Consider the following 22,387-nt stretch of genomic DNA (forward strand, 5'->3'; position numbering starts at 1 on the left):
TCTGGGCGGGGCTCGGCCGGGGGGGGGGTTTCGTGGGGGGTTCCCCCCTGTGGCCGTTGTGTGGGGGGGGGGGGGCCCGGGGGGCCCCCGCGCCGGGGGGGGGGGGGGGCCCCCCGGCGGGTCCGGTCACGCCCCGGCCCGTACCCCGCCCGGGGCCGGGAGGAAGCCCGTCTCCCGGAAGTACGCCAGGTAGCGCACGAGGACCTCCTCGGTCAGGGCCGGGAGCCGTACGCCGAGCTCCGCCGCCGCCCCCGCGGTGCGGCGGGAGTCGAAGCGGCGTCCGTCCACCACCTCCCCGGCGTCCTGTCCTTCGCCGAGGAAGAGCTGGGCGGCGTTGTCCGGGCACGCCGCGACGAGGGACCTCCACTCCTCGGCGGGCACCTTGCGGAGTTCGTAACCGACCGCCTCGGCGACGGCGAACACCCGCTCCAGGTCCGGCGGGTACGGGTGGGTGAGGTGGAAGGTCTCGGTGCCGGTGCGCCCGGCCGACGCGAGCGCCACGACCGCCGCGCCGACGTAGTCCACGGGGACCCAGCCGGTCGTTCCGTGCGGCAGGTCGGGCACCGCCGCCGCCTGGAGGCACCCCTTGATGAGCTGCCACAGGAGGTCGCGGTCCTGGCAGGCGCCGGTGGCGGTGTCGCCGCTGATGCGGCCCGGCCGGTAGACGGTGACCGGGAGGCCGCGCTCGCGCGCCAGACCGATCAGGCCCTCGGCCACCCACTTGCTCCGCGCGTAGCCGTCGGGCAGGTCCCCGGCCGGACCCGTCGGCGTGGACTCCGTGACCGTCACCGGGCCCCGGGCCGGGGCATGGACACCGGTCGTGGACACGTAGTGCATGCCGGGCGAGTCCGATTCGGCCAGCATGCGCAGCAGTTCCCCGGTCCCGGCGACGTTCGCGGCGCGCAGGTCGCCGTAGCCCGCCGCGAAGTTGACCCGCGCCCCGTTGTGGAACACCGGTCCGAGCCGCCGCACCACCGCGGCCCGGACCTCCGGCGCGAGGCCGAGGCCCGGAGCGGCGAGGTCGCCGGGCACGGGGCGGATCAGGTCCCGGTAGCGGTCGCGCCACAGGCCGTACCGCCGCAGGTTCTCCCGCAGCCGGTCCGCCCCGTCCCGCTCGTCCCGGGCCCGCACCAGGCAGTCGACCGGTCCGCCGGTGGTCTCGATCAGGTCGCGCAGCAGGAACGCGCCGAGGAAGCCGGAGGCGCCCGTCAGGAACGGCCTGGGCGAGGGCCGGGCGCCGCCCCGCCGTCCCCCTCCGTCCGGCCGGTCCGCCGCGCGCGCCTCCGGGGCCCGTCCGGTGCCCGTGATGTCGTCCGCGAGCCGGACCTCGGCGGCCCAGTCCACCTCCTCGTCCCCGGCCGGTGCGCCGCCGTCCGGCTCCGCCCCTCCCAGCAGGCGGTCGACACCCTCGACGGTCGGGGCGGCGAACAGCGCGCGCAGCGACAGGCGCCGGCCGCACCGCTCCTCGATCCGCCGGGCCAGCGCCACGGCGAGCAGCGAGTGCCCGCCGTGGGCGAAGAAGTCGTCCGTGACGCCGATCTCCGGCACCCCGAGCGTCTCCGCGAACACCTCGCACAACGCCCGTTCCCGGTCCGTCCGGGGCCCGCGCCCGCCTGCGCGCGGACCTTCGGGCGCCGGGAGGGCGCGCCGGTCGGTCTTGCCGTTGGGCGTGAGCGGCAGGGCGTCGAGCCGTACGTGGGCGGAGGGCACCATGTGGTCCGGCAGGACGGCCGCGAGGCGGGCCCGCACCTCCGTCCCGTCCGGTCCCGTCGCTCCCTCGGCGGGCACGGTGTAGGCGACGAGGCGGCGGTCGCCCGGCCGGTCCTCCCGTACGGCGGCGCAGGCGGCGGCGACCCCGGGCAGCGCGGCGAGCGCCGCCTCGACCTCGCCGAGTTCGATCCGGAAGCCGCGCAGCTTGACCTGGTCGTCCACGCGCCCGGCGTATTCGAGCTGTCCCCGGGCGTTCCACCGCGCGAGGTCGCCGGTCCGGTACATGCGGCCCCCGTCCGGGTCGAACGGGTCGGCCACGAACCGGGTCGCGGTGAGCCCGGGGCGGTCGTGGTACCCGCGGGCCAGGCCCTCGCCGGACACGTACAACTCCCCCACCACGCCGGGCGGCACGGGGGCCAGGCGGTCGTCCAGGACCCGTACCCGGGTGCCGTCGACGGGGACGCCGATCGGGACCGTGCGGTCGGGGGCGAGCGGTCCGTCGGCGTGCTGGAAGCCGCTCATGGTGGCGCAGACGGTGGTCTCCGTGGGGCCGTAGGCGTTGACGAGGTGCCGTCCCCGCGCCCAGGCGCGCACGAGGGCGGGCGGGCACGCCTCGCCGGCCAGGACGATCGTGGTGCCGGCGGGGAGCGAGTCCGGCGGCATCACCGCGAGGGCGGCCGGCGGGAGGGTGAGGTGGGTGACGCCGTGCTCGCGGACCCGGGCGGCCAGGGCGGGTCCGGGGAGCAGGGCCTCACGGGCGTCGATCTCCAGGCAGGCCCCGGAGAGCAGGGCCATGCACAGCTCCCAGAAGGCGGCGTCGAAGCTCACCGACGCCAGGTGCAGGACGCGGCTTCCGGGGGCGAGGCGCAGCCGTTCCCGCTGGGTCGCGGCCATCGCGCCGACGCCCCGGTGGGTGACGACCACGCCCTTGGGGCGGCCGGTGGAACCCGAGGTGTAGATGACGTACGCCGGGTGCGCGGGGAGCGGGACCGGCAGGGGCGCGGTCGGGTCCGGGAGCGGTGTGTCGTCCTCCGCGTACAGGTGCGGGACCGTCGTCGGCGGGAGTTCCCGGTGCAGGTCGGGGGTGGTGAGCAGCAGCCGGGGGGACGCGTCGTCGAGCATGTGCGCGAGCCGGGCGGCCGGGTAGGCGGTGTCGAGGGGCAGGTAGGCCGCGCCGGCCTTGAGCACGCCGAGCAGCGCGACGACGAGGTCGGCGCTCCGGGGCAGGGCCACGGCCACCCGGTCCTCGGGTCCGACGCCCCGTGCGGCGAGCCGCCGGGCTAGGGCTTCGGCGCGCGCGTCGAGTTCGCGGTAGGTCAGGGTGGTGTGCGCGTCGCGGACCGCCGGGGCGTCCGGGGCCCGGCGTACCCACGGGGCGAAGAGTTCGGGGACGGTCGCCCCCGGCAGGTCGCGGACCGGCCCGGTCCCCCACCGGGCGAGGCGCGCGTGGTCGGCGCCGCCGAGCACGTCGTAGGCGTGCAGGGGCAGTTCCGGGTCGTCGGTGACGGCGGTGAGGAGGCGGACGAGCCGGTCGGCGAGGCCGCGCACCGTGTCCGCGTCGAAGAGTTCGGTGGCGTAGTCGACGGAGGCCCTCATGCCGCCGGGCGCGTCGTCGCCGCCGGGCGTCTCCACGAAGGTGAACGCCAGGTCGAACTTGCTGGCCCCCAGGTCCACCGGGACCGCGCGGGCGGTGAGGCCGGGGAGGTCGGCGGGGGCGGCGGGGGCGTGGTTCTGGAGCACCAGCATCGTCTGGAACAGCGGGTGGTGGTGCGAGCGCGCCGGGTTGAGCAGTTCCACGAGGCGTTCGAAGGGCACGTCCTGGTGCGCGTAGGCGGCCAGGTCGAACTCCTTGACGCGTCCAAGGAGTTCGCGGAAGGTCGGGTCGCCGCTCAGGTCGGTGCGCAGGACCAGCGTGTTCACGAAGAAGCCGATGAGGTCGGCGGTCGCCTCGTCGGTGCGTCCGGCGACGGCCGTGCCGAGCGGGACGTCCTCGCCGGCGCCGTGCCGGGAGAGGAGGAGCGCCAGGGCGGCCTGGAGCACCATGAAGGCGCTGCATCCGTGCGCGCGGGCGAGTTCGGCGATCCGGCGGGCCGTGGCGGGATCGACGGTGAAGTGGTGGGTGGCGCCCTCGTGCCGGGGCACGGGGGGACGCGGGCGGTCGCAGGGCAGGTCGACGCGTTCCGGCAGTCCGGCCAGGGCCTCCCGCCAGAAGGCGAGTTGCCCCGAGAGCAGGCCGTCGGGGTCCTCCGCGTCGCCGAGGATCTCCCGCTGCCACAGCGTGTAGTCGCCGTAGTCGACGGGCGGCGGGGTCCACGCCGGGGCCGCTCCCGCGAGGCGGGCGCGGTAGGCGGTGCCCAGGTCGCGGACGAGGGGGGCCAGGGACGAGCCGTCCGCGGCGATGTGGTGGATCACGAGGACCAGGACGTGGGAGTCGTCCGCGATGCGCAGCAGGGTGGCGCGCAGGGGAAGTTCGCGTTCGATGTCGATCGGTTCGGCCACGGCCGCGCCGATCCGGTCCGCGGCCTTGCCCTCGTCGACGGCTTCGTGGGCGAACGGCAGCCGCACGTCCTCCGGGGCGACCACGTGCTGGACCGGGGGGCGTCCGGACGCCGGGCCGTCCCCGTGCTCCGGGCCGTCCCCGTACTCCGAACCGTCCCCGTACGCGGGGAAGACCGTGCGCAGGGACGAGTGCCGGGCGACGACGTCGTGGAGGGCCCGGCGCAGGGCGTCCGCGTCGAGCCCGCCGTCCAGGCGTACGACGAAGGGGACGTTGTACGTGGCCGAGGGGCCTTCGAGGCGGTGGAGGAACCACAGCCGGCGCTGGGCGTACGACAGGGGGAGGGCCCCGGTCCGCCGCCGCGGGACCAGGGCGGGACGGGGCGGGCGCCCGGCGTCCTCGAGGGCCGCAGCGAGCGAGGCGACGGTGGGGTGCTCGAAGAGCGTGCGGATCTCGGTCTCGGTGTCCAGGGCCGTGCGCATCCGGCCCACGAGCAGGGTGGCGAGGAGCGAATGGCCGCCCAGGGCGAAGAAGTTGTCGTCGGCGGAGACCCGCGGCACGCCGAGCACGTCCGCGAACAGCCCCGCGAGGATCTCCTCGCGCGCACCGCGCGGCGCACGGCCCGCCGGGAGGGCCGGGAGGGCCGGGACCGGCAGCGCCGCCCGGTCCAGCTTGCCGTTGGGCGTCATCGGCAGTTCGTCCAGGAGCAGCACGGCCGAGGGCACCATGTAGGCGGGCAGGGACCGGCCCACGTGGGCGGTGAGGACGGCCGGGTCGGCCGTGCGGTCCGGGGCCGGGACGACGTAGGCCGTGAGGGCGCGGTCGCCCGGCAGGTCCTCGCGGACGACGACGCACGCGGCGCGCACCGAGGGATGGGCGCGCAGCGCGGCCTCGATCTCGCCGGGCTCGATGCGGTGGCCGCGCAATTTGACCTGCTGGTCGGCGCGGCCCGCGTAGACGACGTCCCCGTCCTGGGTGCGGCGCACGAGGTCGCCGGTGCGGTACATGCGGCCGCCCGCCGGGTCCGAGGGGTCGGCGACGAACCGGGTGGCCGTCAGGCCCGGACGTCCGAGGTAGCCGCGTGCGACGCCCGGACCCGCCAGGTACAGCTCGCCCTCGGCGCCGTCCGGCACGGGACGCAGCGAGGCGTCCAGGACGAGGGCGCGCACCCCGTCGAGCGGGTGGCCGACGGGCGGTGTGCCGCCGGGGGCGTCGTGGGCGCCGACCCGGTGCAGCAGGGCGAAGGTGGTCGCCTCGGTGGGGCCGTACGCGTTGAGGACCACCGTGCCGGGGTGGGCGGCGGCGAGCCGCTGGAGCACTCCGGGCGCGGCGGCCTCCCCTCCGGCCGCGGCCAGCCGGAGCAGGCCCAGGGCGTCCGGGTCGGTCTCGGCGAACACGTTGAAGAGGGCCGTGGTGAGGAAGGCGGCGGTCACCCCGTCCCGGGTGACGGCCTCCCGCAGCCGGGCGGGCTGGAGGACGCCCTCCGGCGCCGTCACGATCCGGCTGCCGCGCAGCAGGGGCACCCAGATCTCGAAGGTGGCCGCGTCGAAGACGTAGGCCGAGTGCATCAGGACCGCGTCGGTCGTGCCGTCCCAGGTCCGGTCGGCCGCGAGCGCCGCGATGTCGGCGTGGGTGACGCCGACGGCCTTCGGCAGGCCGGTGGAGCCCGACGTGAACATGGTGTACGCGAGGCGGGCGCCGCCGGTGACGGGGGGCAGCGGGCCGGGGGCGGCCGGGGCTCCGTCCCGTACGCGGCCGAGGGCGTCCACGGTCACCACCCGCGTCCCGGGACCGAGGGAACGCACCCACGGGTGTTCCCGGGTGCCGGTGTCGACGACCAGGAGGCGCGGGGCGGCGGCCCCGGTGACCCGGGAGAGCCGGTCCCCGGGCCAGCGCGGGTCCAGGGGTACGTAGGAGGCGCCGGCCCGCAGGACCCCGAGGGCGGCGGTGACCTGGGCGGGCGAGCGGCCCAGGAGGAGGCCGACGCCCTCCTCCGGGGCCGCGCCGAGCCCGGTCAGGGCGCCCGCCAGGGCGTCGGCGAGGGCGCACAGCTCTCCGTACGTCAGGCGCGCGTCCGCTCCGGTGACCGCCACCGCGTCCGGGCGGGCGGCGGCGTGCCGGGCGACGGCGTCCGGGAGGCTCGTGGCGGACGCGGCGGGCGGGAGCGCGGCGCCCGCCCCCCGGGCGAGCAGCTCCTCCCGTTCTCCGTCGAGGAGGACGGACACGGCGTCGACCCGCCGGTCGAGACCCTCGGCGAGGGTCGTCAGGAGGTTCCTCATCCGGGCGACCGTGCGGGCCACCTCGTCCCGGTCCAGGACGGCGGCGCGGAAGCCGAAGGTGACGCGCAGCGCGTCGCCGGGGGCGATGGTGAGGGTGAGCGGGTAGTGCGCGGCGTCCGTGCCCGAGAACCCGGTGACGGTCAGGCCGGGCAGGCCCTGCCGGGCGGTGCGCAGGGTCTCCTCGTCCAGCGGGTAGTTCTCGAACACGGCCAGCGTGTCGAAGAGGGTGTCGAGGCCGGTGACCCCGCGTATCTCGGTCAGTCCCACGTGCTGGCTGCCGAGGAGGCGGCCCTGCTCGTCCTGGAGCCGGGTCAGGAGGCCGGCGAGGGTCTCGCCCGGACGGGGGGCGAGCCGCACCGGCACGGTGTTGATGAACAGGCCGATCATCGACTCGACGCCGGGAAGTTCCGGCGGGCGGCCGGACACGGTCGTCCCGAACAGGACGTCGGAACGGCCGGTGAGCCGGGAGAGCAGCAGTCCCCAGGCGCCCTGGACCAGGGTGTTGAGGGTGAGCCGGTGGGCGCGGGCGGTCGCCCTCAGCCGCTCGCTGGTCGCCGTGTCGAGTTCGAGGACCAGGGTCTCGGGCAGTTCGCCGGAGCCCGCCGCCTCCGTCCCGCCGCGTCCGGCGAGCAGCGTCGGCGCCTCGACGCCCGCCAGCGCGGCGCGCCAGGCGTCGAGGGCGGCGTGCCGGTCCTGTCCGGCCAGCCAGGCCAGGTAGGTGCGGTACGGGGTGACGCGCGGCAGGGTGGCGTCGTCGCCCCGGTGGGCGTACAGCTCGAACAGTTCGCGCACGAGCAGCGGCATCGACCAGCCGTCGAGGAGGATGTGGTGGCTCGTCATCACCAGGCGGTGGTGGGAGGGGCCGGTGCGCAGCAGGGCGAACCGCATCAGCGGCGGGGTGGTGAGGTCGAAGCGGCGGGTGCGGTCCGCGGCGAGGAAGGCCCGGACGCGCTCCCCCGTCGTGCCGTCCCCCCGCGTGAGGTCGTGCTGCTCCAGGGGGACCGGCACGTCGGCGGCCACGGCCTGCACCGGCTCGTCCAGGTCCTCGTGGAGGAAGCCCACGCGGAGGTTGGCGTGCCGCCTCAGCAGCGTGCCGACGGCGGCGCGCAGCGCGGTCGCGTCGACGTGCCCCTCCAGTTCGAAGACGAACTGCGCGGTGTAGACGTCCACGGCGTCGGAGTCGTACAGCGCGTGGAAGAGCATGCCTGCCTGCAACGGCGTCAGCGGCAGTACGTCTTCCAACTGGAAACCGGTCACTTGCGTCCACCCCACTTGTTCTGCAGTCGGTCGAGCTGGGACTGGTCGAGGGAGACCAGGGGAAGGTCGGACGGCGTCCAGCCGCCCGTGTCGGGCCGTCCGGCGTGTTCGGCGATCGCCCGCAGGGCCCGGTCGAAGGCGTCGGCGAGCGCCGTCACGTCCGTCTCGGCGAGCAGGCCGGCGGGCCAGGTCCAGCGCGTCACCAGGCGCGGTCCTCCGGGCCCGTCCTCGGTGTGGGCGTTGATGTCCAGGACGTGGTGGACCGGCATGTCCGGGTCCTGGGCGGCCGGGCCGCCGCCGTCGAGCAGCACCTCCCAGTCACCGCCCCCGCCGTCCGGGCCGTCCGCCGGGTCCGCGACCGCGTACCGGCCCAGGTAGTTGAAGCCGATCCGGGGTTCGGCCGCGCCCTCCAGGCGGGCCCGCGTGTCGGAGGCGAGCCGGCGCAGCACGCCGTAGCCGATGCCGTGGTCGGGGACGGCGCGCAGTTGTTCCTTGACGCGCTTGACGGCCCGGTCCACGAGCCCCGCGTCGAAGCGGGCGGGGTCGCGCGGGTCGAGGGGGCCGGGGTCGAGCAGGACCGGGTAGAGGCTGGTGAACCAGCCGACCGTGCGGGACAGGTCGAGGTCCTCGGTGATCTGCTCGCGGCCGTGGCTCTCCAGGTCGATCAGTACGCCGGTGCCGTCCGGGTCCGGCGCGGCACCGGCCCGTCCGGCGTGTCCGGCCCACCAGGAGCGGACGGCGAGGGCGAGCGCCGCGAGGAGGACGTCGTCCACGCCCGCGTGGAAGGCGGCGGGGGCGGTGGTGAGCAGGGCCTCCGTGCGGGAGCCCGCCGGGCGGGTGGTCAGGGTCCGGGTCCGGCCCGCCGTGTCCCGGGCCGGGTCGAGGAGCCGGTGGCCCAGGGGCGGGCCGGACGCCCGCAGCGTCCGCTCCCACAGCGGGAGTTCCGCCGCCCGCGTGCCCTCCCGGGCCTGCGCGGCGAGGAGGCGCGCCCAGGCCCGGTAGGAGGTGGTGACGGGGGGCAGGACCGGGGTCCGGGGCGCGGGGGCGCCGGAGGCGGGGTCCCCGGCGGTGGGCGCGGCGCCGTCGTGGGCGGGGTCCCCGGCGGCCGGGCCGGTGTCGCCGGACACGGCGTGCCAGGCGGTGGCCAGGTCCTCGGCGAGGACGCGCCAGGACACCGCGTCGACCGCCAGGTGGTGCACGACGAGCAGCAGCCGTCCGCGCGCCCGCGGTCCGGCGTCGCACCACACCGCCTCGAACACCTCGCCGTGCGCGGGCCGCAGCCGGCGCCTGGCCTCCTCCCCCGCCGCGGCGAGCGCGGCGCGCATCCCGTCCTCGCCCAGCCCCCCGCCGTCGATCCGGGTGAGGCGGGGGCGGACCGGCACGGTCCCCCGCGGCAGGGTCTCCAGGGCCGCCTCGCCCCCGGCGGTGCGGGTGACCCGTACCCGCAGCATGTCGTGGTGGTCGACCAGGAGCTGGAGCGCGGCGGTCAGGCGTTCCCCGTCGGCGCCGGCGGGGGTCCGTACCACCGCGGACTGGTTGTAGCCGTCCGTGGGGCCGGGCCGGTCGAGGAACCAGGCCGCGATGGGCGTGAGCGGCATCGTGCCCACGCCGTCGTCGGCCGGGGCGCCCGTCCGCCCGTCCTGTTCGGTGGCGACCGCCGCGATGCCCGCGGGCGTGCGGTGCAGGAAGACGTCGCGGGGGGTGAGGGAGAGCCGGGCCTCGCGGGCGCGGCTGACCAGCTGGATGGAGAGGATGCTGTCGCCGCCCAGGGCGAAGAAGTCGTCGTCGGCGCGGACCCCGGGCACCCGGAGCACGGAGGCGAACACGTCGCACAGGACGCGTTCGCGCGGGGTGCGCGGCTCGCCCCCGTCCTTCCGTCCGGCCCCGGCGGCGGGGCGCTCGGGGGCGGGCAGCGCCCGCCGGTCGGTCTTGCCGTTGGGCAGCAGCGGCAGCGCGTCCAGGGGGACGAAGTCGGCGGGGATCATGTACGGCGGGAGGACGGGGGCCAGCCGTTCCCGCAGGGCGCGGGCGTCCGGGAGGGCGCCGCCGGGTTCGGGGACGGCGTAGGCGACGAGGCGCTGCTCGCCGGGCCGGTCCTCGCGGACGAGGACGAGGGCGGTGCCGACACCGTCGAGCGCGGTGAGGGCGGCCTCGATCTCGCCGGGCTCGATGCGCAGGCCGTGCAGCTTGACCTGGTCGTCGGCGCGGCCCACGTGGGTGAGGGTGCCGTCCGCGTCGCGGCGGACGAGGTCGCCCGTGCGGTACATCCGCGTCCCGCCGGGGCCGAACGGGTCGGCGACGAACCGGGCGCCGGTCAGGCCGGGGCGCCCCAGGTAGCCGCGGGCCAGGCCCTCGCCCGCGAGGTACAGCTCGCCCGTGACGCCCGGGGGGACCGGGCGCAGGCCCGCGTCGAGGACGTACGCGCGGGTGTTGTCGACGGGCCGGCCCAGGGGCACCGTGCCCTCCGCGCGGGACGCGGTCCCGGCGGCGGGGCGGTGGTGGTGGGCGGTGGCGTCGATGGTCGCCTCGGTGGGGCCGTACAGGTTGTGGACCCCGGCGGACCAGGCCCGTGCGGCGCGCCGGGCCAGGGACGCGGTCAGCGGCTCGCCGCCGCACAGGACGGCCCGCAGGGTGGCGGGCGGTTCCTCGTGTCCGGTCTCGTCGAGGACGAGGGCCAGGAGCGAGGGCACGAACTGGGCGACGGTCACCCCCGTCTCGCGCATCCGGGCCAGCAGTCCGGCCGGATCGTGGTTGAGCGCCGGCGGCACCGGGCAGGTGGAGCCGCCGTGCAGCAGGGGGAGCCAGGTCTCCCACACCGAGGCGTCGAAACTCGGCGAGGTGCGGGCGAGGATCCGGTCGTCGCCGGTGAGGGACAGGTGGTCCGCCATCCAGGCCATGTGGTTGGTGAGCGCGGCGTGGGTGACGACGACGCCCTTGGGGCGGCCGGTCGATCCGGAGGTGTGGATGACGTAGGCGGCGTCCAGCGGGTCCGGACCGGTCGCCGGACCCGCTTCCGGTACGGCCGCCGGGCCGTCGGCGCGGGCGGTCCCCGGCGCGTCCTCCGGTCCGTCGAGCACGAGGACCGGCACCGGCAGTTCCGGCAGCGCCGCCCGGTTCGCCGCCGAGGTCACCAGGAGGACGGGCCGGGCGTCGTCGACCATGTGGCCGATCCGCGCGGCGGGGTACTCCGGGTCGATCGGCAGCCACGCGGCGCCCGCCTTGGCGACGGCCAGCATCGCCACCACCTGGTGCGCGGTGCCGGGCAGCGCCAGCGCCACCAGGTCGCCGCGTCCGACCCCGCGTCCCCGCAGGAGCCGCGCCGTGTCGTCGGAGAGGGCGTCGAGTTCGGCGAACGTCAGGTCCCGGCCGGCGCCCCGTACGGCGACCGCCTCTGGGGTGCGGTCGCGCTGGGCGCGGAACGCCGCGGGCACGGTCCGCTCCCGCACCTCCCGGGCCGGGCCGTGACCGGTCCGCACCAGCGCGGTCCGCTCCTCCGGCGTCAGGACGTCCACCGCCCGGACGCGCCGGCGGGGGTCGGCGGCGAGCGTGCCGAGGAGCAGGGTCAGCCGGTCGGCCAGGGCGTGCGCGGTGGGGTGCGCGAAGAGGTCGGTGGCGAATTCGAGGGTGCCGTCGAGCCCCGCCGGCCCGCCGTCCCCGTCGTGGCGCTCGGTGAAGGTGAACGTCAGGTCGAACTTGCTGATGCCGGTGCGCACCGGCTGCTCCGTCACCGTCAGGCCCGGCAGTTCCATGTCCGCCGCGGCGTGGTTCTGGAGGACGAGCATGGTCTGGAACAGCGGGTGGCGGTTCTGGGCCCGTTCCGGGTCCAGCGCGTCCACGAGCCGTTCGAACGGCACGTCCTGGTGGGCGTAGGCCGCGAGGTCGAACTCCCGCACCCGGTCGAGAACCTGTTCGAACGTGGGGTTCCCGGTCAGGTCGGTGCGCAGGACCAGCGTGTTGACGAAGAAGCCGACGAGGTCGTCGAGGGCTTCGTCGGTGCGGCCCGCGACGGGGGTGCCCAGCGGGATGTCCTCCCCGGCGCCGTGTGCGTGGAGCAGGACGGAGAGGGCGGCCTGGAGCACCATGAAGAGGCTGCACCCCCGGGACCGGGCGAGGTCGGTGAGGGCCCGGTGCGTCGCGGCGTCCACCGGGAAGGCGAACGCGTCGCCTCGGTGGGTGGCGACGGCCGGACGCGGCCGGTCGAGCGGCAGGTCGAGGAGGTCGGGCAGGCCGGCGAGCGCGGTCCGCCAGAACGCGAGCTGCCGGGCGGCCGTGCCGGAGGGGTCCTCCTCGTCGCCGAGGAGTTCCCGCTGCCAGAGGGTGTAGTCGGCGTACTGGACGGGCAGTTCGGCCCAGGAGGGTTCCCCGCCCGCCGTACGGGCGCGGTAGGCCGTGCCGAGGTCGCGGGCGAGCGGCGCGAGGGACCAGCCGTCCCCGGCGATGTGGTGGACGAGGAGCACCAGGACGTGGGACTCGGCTCCGAGGCGGAGCATCCGGGCCCGTACCGGCCGTTCGGCGCTCACGTCGAAGGCGTGGGCGGTCTCGGCGCTCAGCACCGCGTCCAGCAGCTCCGGCGCGACGTCGCGGGGGGTGAGGTCGATGTCGGCGCCCGCCGCGTCGAGCACCAGCTGGCCCGGCACGCCCCCGGTGTCGGGGAAGACGGTGCGCAGGGTCTCGTGGCGCTCGACCACGTCCGTGAGGGCGCGGGTGAGGGCGTCCGTGTCCAGCGGGCCGTCCAGGCGCAGCACCAGGGGCACGTTGTACGTGGCGCCGGGGCCCTCGAACCGGTGGAGGAACCACAGGCGCTGCTGCGCGTACGACAGCGGCATGGGGTCGGGGCGGCGCGCGGTCCGTTCCAGGCGGGTCCGGGCCGTCCCCGCGCCGTCCAGGACGGCCGCGAGCGCGGCGGGCGTCGGGTGGTCGAAGACGGTCCTGACCTCGACCTCCACGTCGAGCACGGTGCGCAGCCGGGCGGCGAGGCGGGTGGCGAGCAGGGAGTGGCCGCCCAGGGCGAAGAAGTCGTCGTCGGCGCCCACGGTCCGCAGGCCGAGGAGGTCGGCGAAGAGTCCGCACACGACCTCCTCGCGGACGGTGCGCGGGGCCCGGCCCCGGACGGGCGCCCCGTGGACGGGTGCCGGCAGGGCGGCGCGGTCCACCTTCCCGTTGGGGTTCAGCGGGAGCGCGTCGAGGGGGACGATCGCGGCGGGCACCATGTAGCCGGGCAGGACGCGGCCGACCTCGCGGGCGAGCCCGGCGGGGTCGGGGTCCGCGCCGGCCGCCGGCACGACGTAGGCGACGAGCCTGCGGTCGCCCGGCGCGTCCTCGCGGACCAGCGCGAACGCGTCGGCCACCCCGGGGAGGCCGGCGAGGACGGCCTCGACCTCGCCGAGTTCGACGCGGTAGCCGCGCAGCTTGACCTGGCCGTCGGCGCGGGTGACGTAGGCGATGTGTCCGTCCGGGGTCCAGCGCACGAGGTCGCCGGTGCGGTACATGCGGCCGCCGTCGGCCGCGAAGGGGTCGGCGACGAACCGCGTGGCGGTCGGGCCGGGGCGTCCGGTGTAGCCGCGCGCCACTCCGCGTCCCGCGAGGTACAGCTCGCCCACGACCCCCGGCGGGACCGGGCGGAGCGCGTCGTCCAGGACGTGGAGCCGCATGCCGTCCAGGGGGCGGCCGATGGGCGGCGGCCCGGACGGGAGGTCGGCCGTGACGTCGTACCGGGTGGCGAAGGTGGTGGTCTCGGTGGGGCCGTAGACGTGCAGGACCCGGGTGTCCGGTGCGGTGGCGGCGACCCGCTGCATCGCGTCGGGGGAGGCGAGTTCGCCGCCCGCGCACACCACCCGCAGGCCCGCGAAGGCTCCCGGGTCGGTCTCGGCGACGACGTTGAACAGGGCGGTCGTCAGGAACACGGCCGTCACCCCGTGCTCGTGGACGGCGTGGTCGAGGGTGCGGGCCTCCAGGAGGCCCTCCGGCGCCACGACGACCCGGCCGCCGTTCAGGAGGGGGACCCAGATCTCGAACGTGGACGCGTCGAAGACGTACGCGGAGTGCATCAGGACGGCGTCGGCGGCGCCGTCCGCCCACGCCGAGTCCCGCGCGAGCCCGGCGACGTCCGCGTGGGCGACGGCGACGCCCTTGGGCAGTCCGGTGGAGCCGGAGGTGAACATGGTGTAGGCGAGGGCGTCGGGGCCGGGCACGGCCGCCGGGGTGCCCGGCCGGTCCGGCGCGCCCCGCAGGACCCGGCCGGTCCGGTCCACGACGACGACCGGCAGGCGGCCGGCGCGCGCGGTCACCCAGGGGGAGGCGGCGGTGTCCTCGTCCACGACCAGGACGCGCGGCCGTGCGACGGAGGCGACCTGGTCGAGCCGTTCGGCGGGCCAGCGCGCGTCCAGCGGTACGTAGGCGGCGGCCGCGCGGACCGTGCCGAGGGAGACCGCGACCACGGCGGGCGAGCGGCCCAGGAACACGCCGACGGAGTCCTCGGGGCCGGTGCCGAGGCCGGCGAGGACGCCGGCGAGTTCGGCGGAGATCCGGTCGAGTTCCGCGTAGGAGAGGGTGTTCGCGCCGTCGGTGACGGCCACCGCGCCGGGGGTGCGGCGCGCCTGACGGGCGAACAGCGCGGGCAGGGTCCCGTCCGCCGCGCCGGCGGGGAGGTCCCGGCCGGTGCCCCAACGGGCGAGGCGGACGTGCTCGTCCGGGGCGAGGGGATCGTGCCCGGACAGGCGCAGGTCCGGTGCGGCGGCCACCTGTCCGAGCAGCCGGACGAGCCGGGCCGCGAGCGCTTCGGCGGTGGCGCGGTCGAACAGGGCGGTGGCGTACTCGATGCCCGCCGACAGGCCGCCCTCCTCGTCCTCGCCGAACGCGAAGGTGAGGTCGAACTTGCTCAGTCCGTTGTGGACGAGGCGGTGTTCGACGGCGAGGCCGGGCAGGTCGGGGCGGACGGCCCGCTGGTTCTGCAGGACCAGCATGGTCTGGAAGAGCGGGTGGTGGTCGCGCGCCCGGACGGGGTTGACGCTCTCCACGAGCCGTTCGAACGGCACGTCCTGGTGGGCGTAGGCCGCGAGGTCGAACTCCCTGACGCGCTCCAGGAGTTCGCGGAAGGTCGGGTCGCCGGACAGGTCGGTGCGCAGCACCAGCGTGTTGACGAAGAAGCCGACCAGGTCCTCCAGGGCCTCGTCCGTGCGGCCGGCGACCGGCGAGCCGAGGGGGATGTCGTCACCCGCGCCGTGCTGCCGCAGCAGGGTGGCCACGGCGGCCTGGAGCACCATGAACAGGGTGCTGCCCGAGGCGCGGGCCAGGCCGAGGAGCGCGGCGTGCAGGTCGGGCGGCACGTCGAAGGGCACCACGGCGCCGCGGGGGTCCGCGGTGGCGGGGCGGGGGCGGTCGAGGGGCAGTTCGACCAGTCCGGGCAGGCCCGCGAGCGCGCCGTGCCAGTGGTCGAGCTGCCGCCGCAGCACGTCGCCGTCCTCGCGGAGGAGGTCGTGCTGCCAGAGGGTGTAGTCGGCGTACTGGAGCGGGGTGCCGCCCGCCGCGGGCGCGGGGGCCTCGCCGGCCAGCCGGGCCCGGTAGGCGTCGCCCAGGTCCCGGGTCAGCGGGCCCAGGGACCAGCCGTCGCCGGCGATGTGGTGGAGGACCAGGACCAGGACGTGGTGTCCGGGGGCGGCGCGCAGCAGCCGGGCCCGCAGCGGCGGGTCGGTGAGCACGTCGAACGGTTCGCGCACGGCGGCGAGGACGGCCGCCTCCAGGTCCGCCGGGGCCGTGCTCTCGACGGGCGGCCGGGGCGCGGCGGCGTCGGCGGGGAGGACGGTCTGGTGGGGCACGCCGTCCCGTTCGGGGAAGACGGTGCGCAGCGACTCGTGCCGTTCCACGACGTCGCGCAGGGCGTCGCGCAGGGCGTCCGCGTCCAGTTCGCCGCGCAGCTCCAGGACGAGGGGGACGTTGTAGGTGGAGCTGGGGCCCTCCATCCGGTTGAGGAACCAGAGCCGGCTCTGCGCGAAGGACAGCGGCAGCGGGTCGGGCCGCCGGGCGGGGACCACCGCGGGCCGCTGCGGTCCCGCCGGGTCCAGCACGCGCGCGAGGGCGGCGGGCGTCGGGTGCTCGAAGAGGGTGCGCACGGCGAGGTCGGCGCCGAGCACGGCACGGACGCGGCTGACGACCCGCATGGCGAGGAGCGAGTGCCCGCCGAGGTCGAAGAAGCTGTCGTGCGGCCCGACCTCCGGGCGTTCCAGGACGTCGGCGAGGATGCCCGCGACCAGTTCCTCCCGGGGGGTGCGCGGTCCCTCGTCGGTGCCGGTCCGCGCGGTGGCCCCGTCGGGAACGGGCAGGGCGGCCCGGTCGATCTTGCCGTTGGGCAGCAGCGGCAGCGCGTCGAGGACGACGACCGCCTCGGGCACCATGTGGTGCGGCAGCGTCCCGGCGAGGGCGTCCCGCAGGGCGGTGGGGCCCGGCGCCGGGGCGGCGGTGACGGCGTACGCGACGAGCCGGGGGTGTCCGGGGACGTCCTCGCGGACCACGGCGCAGGAGGACGTGACGCCGGGCAGGGCCCGCAGCGCGGCGGCCACCTCGCCGGGTTCGATGCGGAAGCCGCGCAGTTTGACCTGGTCGTCGGCGCGGGCCACGAAGTCGAGCAGCCCGTCGCGGTTCCACCGCACCAGGTCGCCGGTCCGGTACATGCGCGTCCCGGGGGCGTCGAACGGGTCGGCCACGAACCGGGCGGCGGTGAGCCCCGGGCGGTCCAGGTAGCCGCGGGCGAGGTTGGGGCCCGACAGGTACAGCTCTCCGGTGACGCCCGGCGGTACGGGGCGCAGCCGGCCGTCGAGGACGTAGGCGCGCATCGTGTCGACGGGCCGCCCGATGGGCACGGTCCCGCCGGGCCCGGCCGGGGCGGACTCCGGTGCGGTCATCCGGTGGGCGGTGGCGTCGATGGTCGTCTCGGTCGGTCCGTACAGGTTGTGCGGCTCGGCGTGCCACCGGGCGGCGACGGCGTCGGCGAGGGCGCGCGGGAGGGGTTCGCCGCCGCAGAGGACGGCCCGCGGGCGGGGCGGCGGCTCGTCGTCCGGGGCGTCGGCAAGAACACACGCGAGGTGCGAGGGGACGAACTGGGCCACGGTGACGTCGAACCGCCGCATCCAGGAGACCAGTTCGCGCGGGTCCCGGTTGGCCTCGGCGGGCGCCACGCAGACCTCGGCGCCGTGGACGAGCGGCAGCCACAGCTCCCACACGGAGGCGTCGAAGCTGGTGGAGGTGCGGGCGAGGACCCGGTCGTCCCGGGTCAGGTCCAGGTGGCGCGCCATCCAGTCCATGTGGTTGGCGAGGGCCCCGTGGGGGACGACCACGCCCTTGGGGCGGCCGGTCGACCCGGAGGTGTAGATGACGTAGGCGGCGTCCTCCGGGAGGGGCGGGGCCGGGAGGGGCGCGGCCGGGTCGGCGGGACGCGGGGCCGAACCACCGAGGGCGCCGAGGGAGAGGCGGGGGACGCCGTCCGCCGCCGTGACGTCCGGGGCGTCCGCGCCGGTGAGCAGCAGGACAGGCCGCGCGTCGTCCAGCGTCTGCCGGATGCGGGCGGGGGGGTAGCCGGGATCGACGGGCACGTAGGCGGCTCCGGCCCGCAGGACGGCCAGCATGGCCACCACGGTGTCCACGGACGCCGGGACCGCGAGCGCCACCAGGGTGTCGCGGCCGGCGCCGTGTTCGCGCAGCACGCGGGCGAGGGAGTCGGCGCGGGCGTGGAGTTCGGCGTACGTGAGGCGGGTGCGGGCGTCGCGCACGGCGGGGGCGTCCGGGGTGCGGGCGGCCCACTCCCCCACCGCCTCGGGCGCGGTGCGGGCCGGCAGCGGGGAGCGCTCGCCGCGCCCCCGCTCCAGGATCTCCGCGCGCTCGCCGGGTGCGAGCGGGTCGAGGTCCGCCACGGTCCGCCCGGGGTCGGTCACGGCGTGGGTGAGGACGCGGGCGAAGCGGTCGGCGAGCGCGCGGGCCGTGTCGCGGTCGAAGAGGTCCGTGGCGTACTCGAGGTGGCCGCCGAGCCGGACGGCGCCGGCGCCGTCCTCCGGGAGGTCCGGGTCCTCCGGGGTCTCGATCAGGGAGAACGTCAGGTCGAACTTGCTGATCCCGGTGTGCCGGGACCGGTCCCGCACGGTGACGCCGGGCAGGTCGAGCTCCGCCCGCCCCTGGTTCTGGAGGACCAGCATGGTCTGGAAGAGCGGGTGGTGGCCGCCGGACCGGTCCGGGTTGAGCTCCTCGACCAGCCGCTCGAACGGCAGGTCGGCGTGGTCGAAGGCCGCGAGGTCGAACTCCGCCACCCGGCGCAGCAGGTCCCGGAAGGTCGGGTCGCCCGTCAGGTCCGTGCGCAGGACGACGGTGTTGACGAAGAAGCCCACCAGGTCGTCCAGGGCCTCGTCGGTCCGGCCGGCCACCGCGGTGCCCAGCGGGATGTCGGTGCCCGCGCCGTGGGCGTGGAGGGTCACCGCGAGTGCCGCCTGGAGGACCATGAAGGGCGTGCAGCCGGTCTCGCGGGCGAGCCGGCCGAGCCGCGCGTACACGGCGGCGGGCAGTTCGAACGGCACCGCGTCGCCCCGGTGTCCGGGGACCGCCGGGCGGGGCCGGTCCAGGGGCAGTCGCAGCAGGTCGGGGGCGCCGCGCAGGGCGTCGCGCCAGAAGGCGAGCTGCCGCGCCGCCAGGCTCTCCGGGTCGTCGTCGTCACCGAGCAGTTCCCGCTGCCACAGGGTGTAGTCGGCGTACTGGACGCGCAGTGCGGGCCAGTCGGGCGTGCCGCCCGTGGTCCGGGCGCGGTAGGCGGCGCCGAGGTCCCGGCAGAACGGGGCCAGCGACCAGCCGTCCGCGCCGACGTGGTGGAGCACGACCGCCAGGACGTGCCGGTCCGGTCCGGTGGCGAACAGCCCGGCGCGGACGGGGAGGTCGGTGGAGAGGTCGAAGGGCGCCGAGGCCAGCCGCCGTACCGCGCGGTCGGCCCAGTCGTCCGCCCGCGCGTCCCCGGGGGGCGTCTCGACGGCGAGGGGGACCAGGGACGCGGCGGCGCGCGCGTCGGACACGACCTGGCGGGCCACGCCGTCGTGCGTGGCGAGCACGGTCCGCAGGCTCTCGTGCCGGGCGACCACGTCGCCCAGGGCGCCGCTCAGCGCCTCCGTGTCCAGCGGTCCTTCGAGGTCGAGGACGAGCGGCACGTTGTAGGTGTCCCCGGAACCCTCGGCGCGGTTGAGGAACCACAGCCGCCGCTGCGCGAAGGACAGCGGGAGCGGGTCGGGCCGGTGGCGGGGGGCGAGGGCGGGACGGGCCCTCCCGGCTCCGCCGAGGGCGGCGGCGAGGGAGGCGACGGTGGGGTGCTCGAAGAGCTGCCTCAGTTCGGTCTCCGCGCCCGTCGCGGCCCGTATCCGCGCGACGAGCCGGGTGGCGAGCAGCGAGTGGCCGCCGAGGGAGAAGAAGTCGTCGTCCACGCCCACGGACGGCACCCCGAGGACGTCGGCGAACAGGCCCGCCAGCACCTCCTCGTGCGGTGTGCGCGGGGCGGTCCCCCCGGCGGCGGGTGCCTGGGGCGCGGGCAGGGCGCGCCGGTCGACCTTGCCGTTGGCGTTCAGCGGCAGGGCGTCGAGGAGGACGAACGCGGAGGGCACCATGTACCCCGGCAGGACGCGGCCGAGGCCGTGGGCGAGGGCGGGGCCGTCCGGGCGCGTCCCGGGGGCCGGTACGACGTAGGCGACGAGCCGGCGGTCGCCCGGCGCGTCCTCGCGCACCAGGACGCGGGCGTCCCGGACGGCGGGGTCGGCGAGCAGGGCGTTCTCGATCTCGGCCGGCTCGATCCGGAAGCCGCGGAGCTTGATCTGTCCGTCGGCCCGCGCGACGTACTCGACGTCCCCGTGCGCCGTCCAGCGGGCCAGGTCGCCGGTGCGGTACATCCGGGCGCCGCCGGTGCCGTACGGGTCGGCGACGAAGCGGGTGGCGGTCGGCCCGGGGCGGCCCAGGTATCCGCGGGCGACGCCGGCGCCGCCCACGTACAGCTCGCCCACGACGCCGGGGGGCACGGGGCGGAGGGAGTCGTCGAGCACGTACAGGCGCGTCCCGTCGAGGGGCCGGCCGATGGGCGGGACGCCGGGGGCGTCGGCGCGGACGGTGTGGCGGGAGGCGAACGTGGTGGTCTCGGTGGGGCCGTACACGTGCAGGACCCTGGTGCGGGGTGCGGCGGCGGCCGTCCGCCGCATCAGGCCGGGGGCGGCGGCCTCGCCGCCGGCGGCGACCAGGCGCAGCCCCGCGAACGCGGCCGGGTCCGTCTCGGCGATGACGTTGCACAGCGCGGTGGTCAGGAACGCCGAGGTCACGCCGGACCGGGCCGTCACCTCCCTGAGCGTCCGCGCGTCCAGGAGGCCCGGAGGGGCGACGACGACCCGTCCGCCGTTGAGCAGCGGTGCCCAGATCTCGAACGTGGACGCGTCGAAGACGTACGCCGAGTGCATCAGGACCGCGTCGGAGGCGCCCCCGTGCCAGGCGGAATCGGCGGCCAGGGCGAGGACGTCGGCGTGGCTCACGCCGACGCCCTTGGGGAGCCCGGTGGAGCCCGAGGTGAACATGACGTACGCGAGCCGGTCGCCGCGCATCACGCGCGGCAGCGGGCCCGGCCGTCCGGGTCCGCCCCGGAGGACGGCGCCCCGTCCGTCGACCACGACCACCGGGAGCCTCGTGGCCGCCCCCTTCACCCAGTCCTGGCCCGCGGCCTGTTCGTCCACGACGAGGGCCCGCACCCGGGCGGTCCCGGTGACGCGGTCCAGCCGTTCGGCCGGCCAGGCGGCGTCCATCGGGACGTACGCGGCCCCCGCGCCCACCGCGCCGAGCGTGGCGGTCACGACGGCCGCCGAGCGGCTCACGAGGACGCCGACGCCGTCCTCGGCGCCGATTCCCCATCCGGTCAGGGCGCGGGCCAGGTCCGTGGCGGTCCGCGCCAGTTCGCGGTACGAGAGCGTGACGGCGCCGTCCACCACGGCGGGGGCGTCGGGGGCGCTGCGCGCGCGCGCCGCGAACGCCTCGGGCAGGCTCGTGGCGGTGGTCCCGGCCGGCAGGGCGGCGCCCCGTCCCCGGGCGAGCAGCGCGCCGGCGGTCTCCTCGTCGAGGAGCGGGAGGTCGCGCACCGGGGTGCCGGACTCCGCGCCGGCGAGCGCGGTGAGGAAGCCGACGACGGCCTGCTGGTGCAGCCGGACGTCGTCGGGGTGGTACAGGGCCGGGTTGGTGTCGAAGCCGATCAACGGGCCGGTCCCCTCGGCCCGTTCGGAGACGAACAGGGACACGTCGTCCACGGGGCCTATGGAGAGCAGCCGGGAGGAGGCGGGGCTGCCGGCGAAGTCCAGGTCGTAGTCGTAGCCCATGACGTTCACGACGAGGTCGGTCAGGCGGGACGCCCCGCCGGCCAGGTTCAGCTCGCGGGCCAGCTGCTCGCGCGAGAAGCGGCGGTGCCGCAGGGCGCCGCGCATCTCGGCCGCGACGCTCCGGACGAGGTCTCCGACCGTCGTGCCGGGGGCGAGGGCCAGCCGCAGGGGCAGGACGGTGGAGGTCATCCCGACGACGTGCCGCAGCGCGCCGTGGCGCCCGTGGGAGGCCAGGCCCACGCATATCTCCCGGCGCCCGGTGACCCGGCCCGCGTAGGCGGCGACCGCGGCGACGAGGACCGCGCTCCACGTGGTGCGGTTGTCGGCGGCGAGCCGGCGCAGGCCGTCGAACACGGGGACGGGCAGGGTCTCGCCCGTGTGGAGGGCGACGCCGCCGGAGTCCGCGGGCTCGTCCCGGCCGGGCCGGTCGGTCCGTCTTCTGAGCAGGGGCGCCCCGCCGGCGCCGTCGTCCCCGCGGCCGTCCGCGTCCGCCGGTCCGGCCCCGTGCGCGGCCCGGTCGGAGAACCTGCCGGTCCAGTAGGCGCGGTCCGCCTCGAACCGGCCGGAGGCGCGGTAGTCGGCCTCGTCGGCGACGAGGGCGCGCAGGGGGCCGGTGGGCGGTTCCGCCGTCGCGAGGTCCTCGCCGCGCGCCGCGCGGGTGTAGAGGTCGGCCACGGTCCGGGCGAAGAGGGCGCCGCCCAGGCCGTCCACGGCGATGTGGTGGTAGCGGACGTACCAGTGGTGGAGCCGCGGGCCGAGCCTCAGCAGGGCGAAGTGGTGGTGCGGGGCTTCCAGCCGGTCGACGGTGGCCATGTCGTCGGCCATGTACCGCTCCGCCGCCGCGACGGGGTCCTCGGCACCGGTGAGGTCGACACGGTGCAGGCGGTCGTTTTCGGCCACGGGGCGGACGACGCGCTGGCGGACGGAGCCGTCCTCGGTGACGAACGCGACGTTCAGGCTGTCGCAGAGGTGGACCGCTCGGTTGAGGGCGGCGGCGAATAACCCCTCGTCGAGCTCCCCCCGGATCTCCAGGCATTCCCCGATGTTGTATTTTGGGCTGTCCGGGTCGACCAGCTGGCCATACCACACGCCCTGCTGCGCCATAGTCAGTTCGAGGAATTCGGGAGTGGACTCGTCCGACGGGGAGAAGCGGTCTTCAGGCATGCCGATCGACACCTTCGAGGAGTTTTTCAGTGGGGTACGGCGGAACCCGTGGCGGGTATTACGGCACGACGGGGCCGGGGACGTCATTTCCCGTCCGGTGGGCGCGCGCGGGAAACACC

At 76.8% G+C, this 22,387-nt stretch carries 2 protein-coding genes; both read right to left on the minus strand.

All coding sequences use genetic code 11. The annotated features are described in order from the left end of the window. Positions 1-126: 126 nt before the first annotated feature. Positions 127-7,743 (minus strand): amino acid adenylation domain-containing protein, encoded by a 7,617-nt coding sequence (locus ACFYZY_RS04485; RefSeq protein ID WP_388689396.1) that lies wholly within the window; start codon positions 7,741-7,743, stop codon positions 127-129. Next, the gene (locus ACFYZY_RS04490) at positions 7,740-22,268 is read right to left on the minus strand and encodes an amino acid adenylation domain-containing protein (RefSeq protein ID WP_388689398.1); all 14,529 of its coding nucleotides are present in this window, start codon (positions 22,266-22,268) and stop codon (positions 7,740-7,742) included. The genes ACFYZY_RS04485 and ACFYZY_RS04490 overlap by 4 nt, the downstream gene beginning before the upstream one ends. Between the last annotated feature and the right edge of the window lie 119 nt (positions 22,269-22,387).

The sequence above is a fragment of the Streptomyces sp. NPDC001744 genome (genome assembly GCF_042892575.1).
Taxonomy (GTDB): domain Bacteria; phylum Actinomycetota; class Actinomycetes; order Streptomycetales; family Streptomycetaceae; genus Streptomyces.

What these genes read in the sequence shown, in the direction of transcription:
- ACFYZY_RS04490 (WP_388689398.1), bottom strand. Translation starts at nt 22,268, where the DNA reads ATGCCTGAAGACCGCTTCTCCCCGTCGGACGAGTCCACTCCCGAATTC.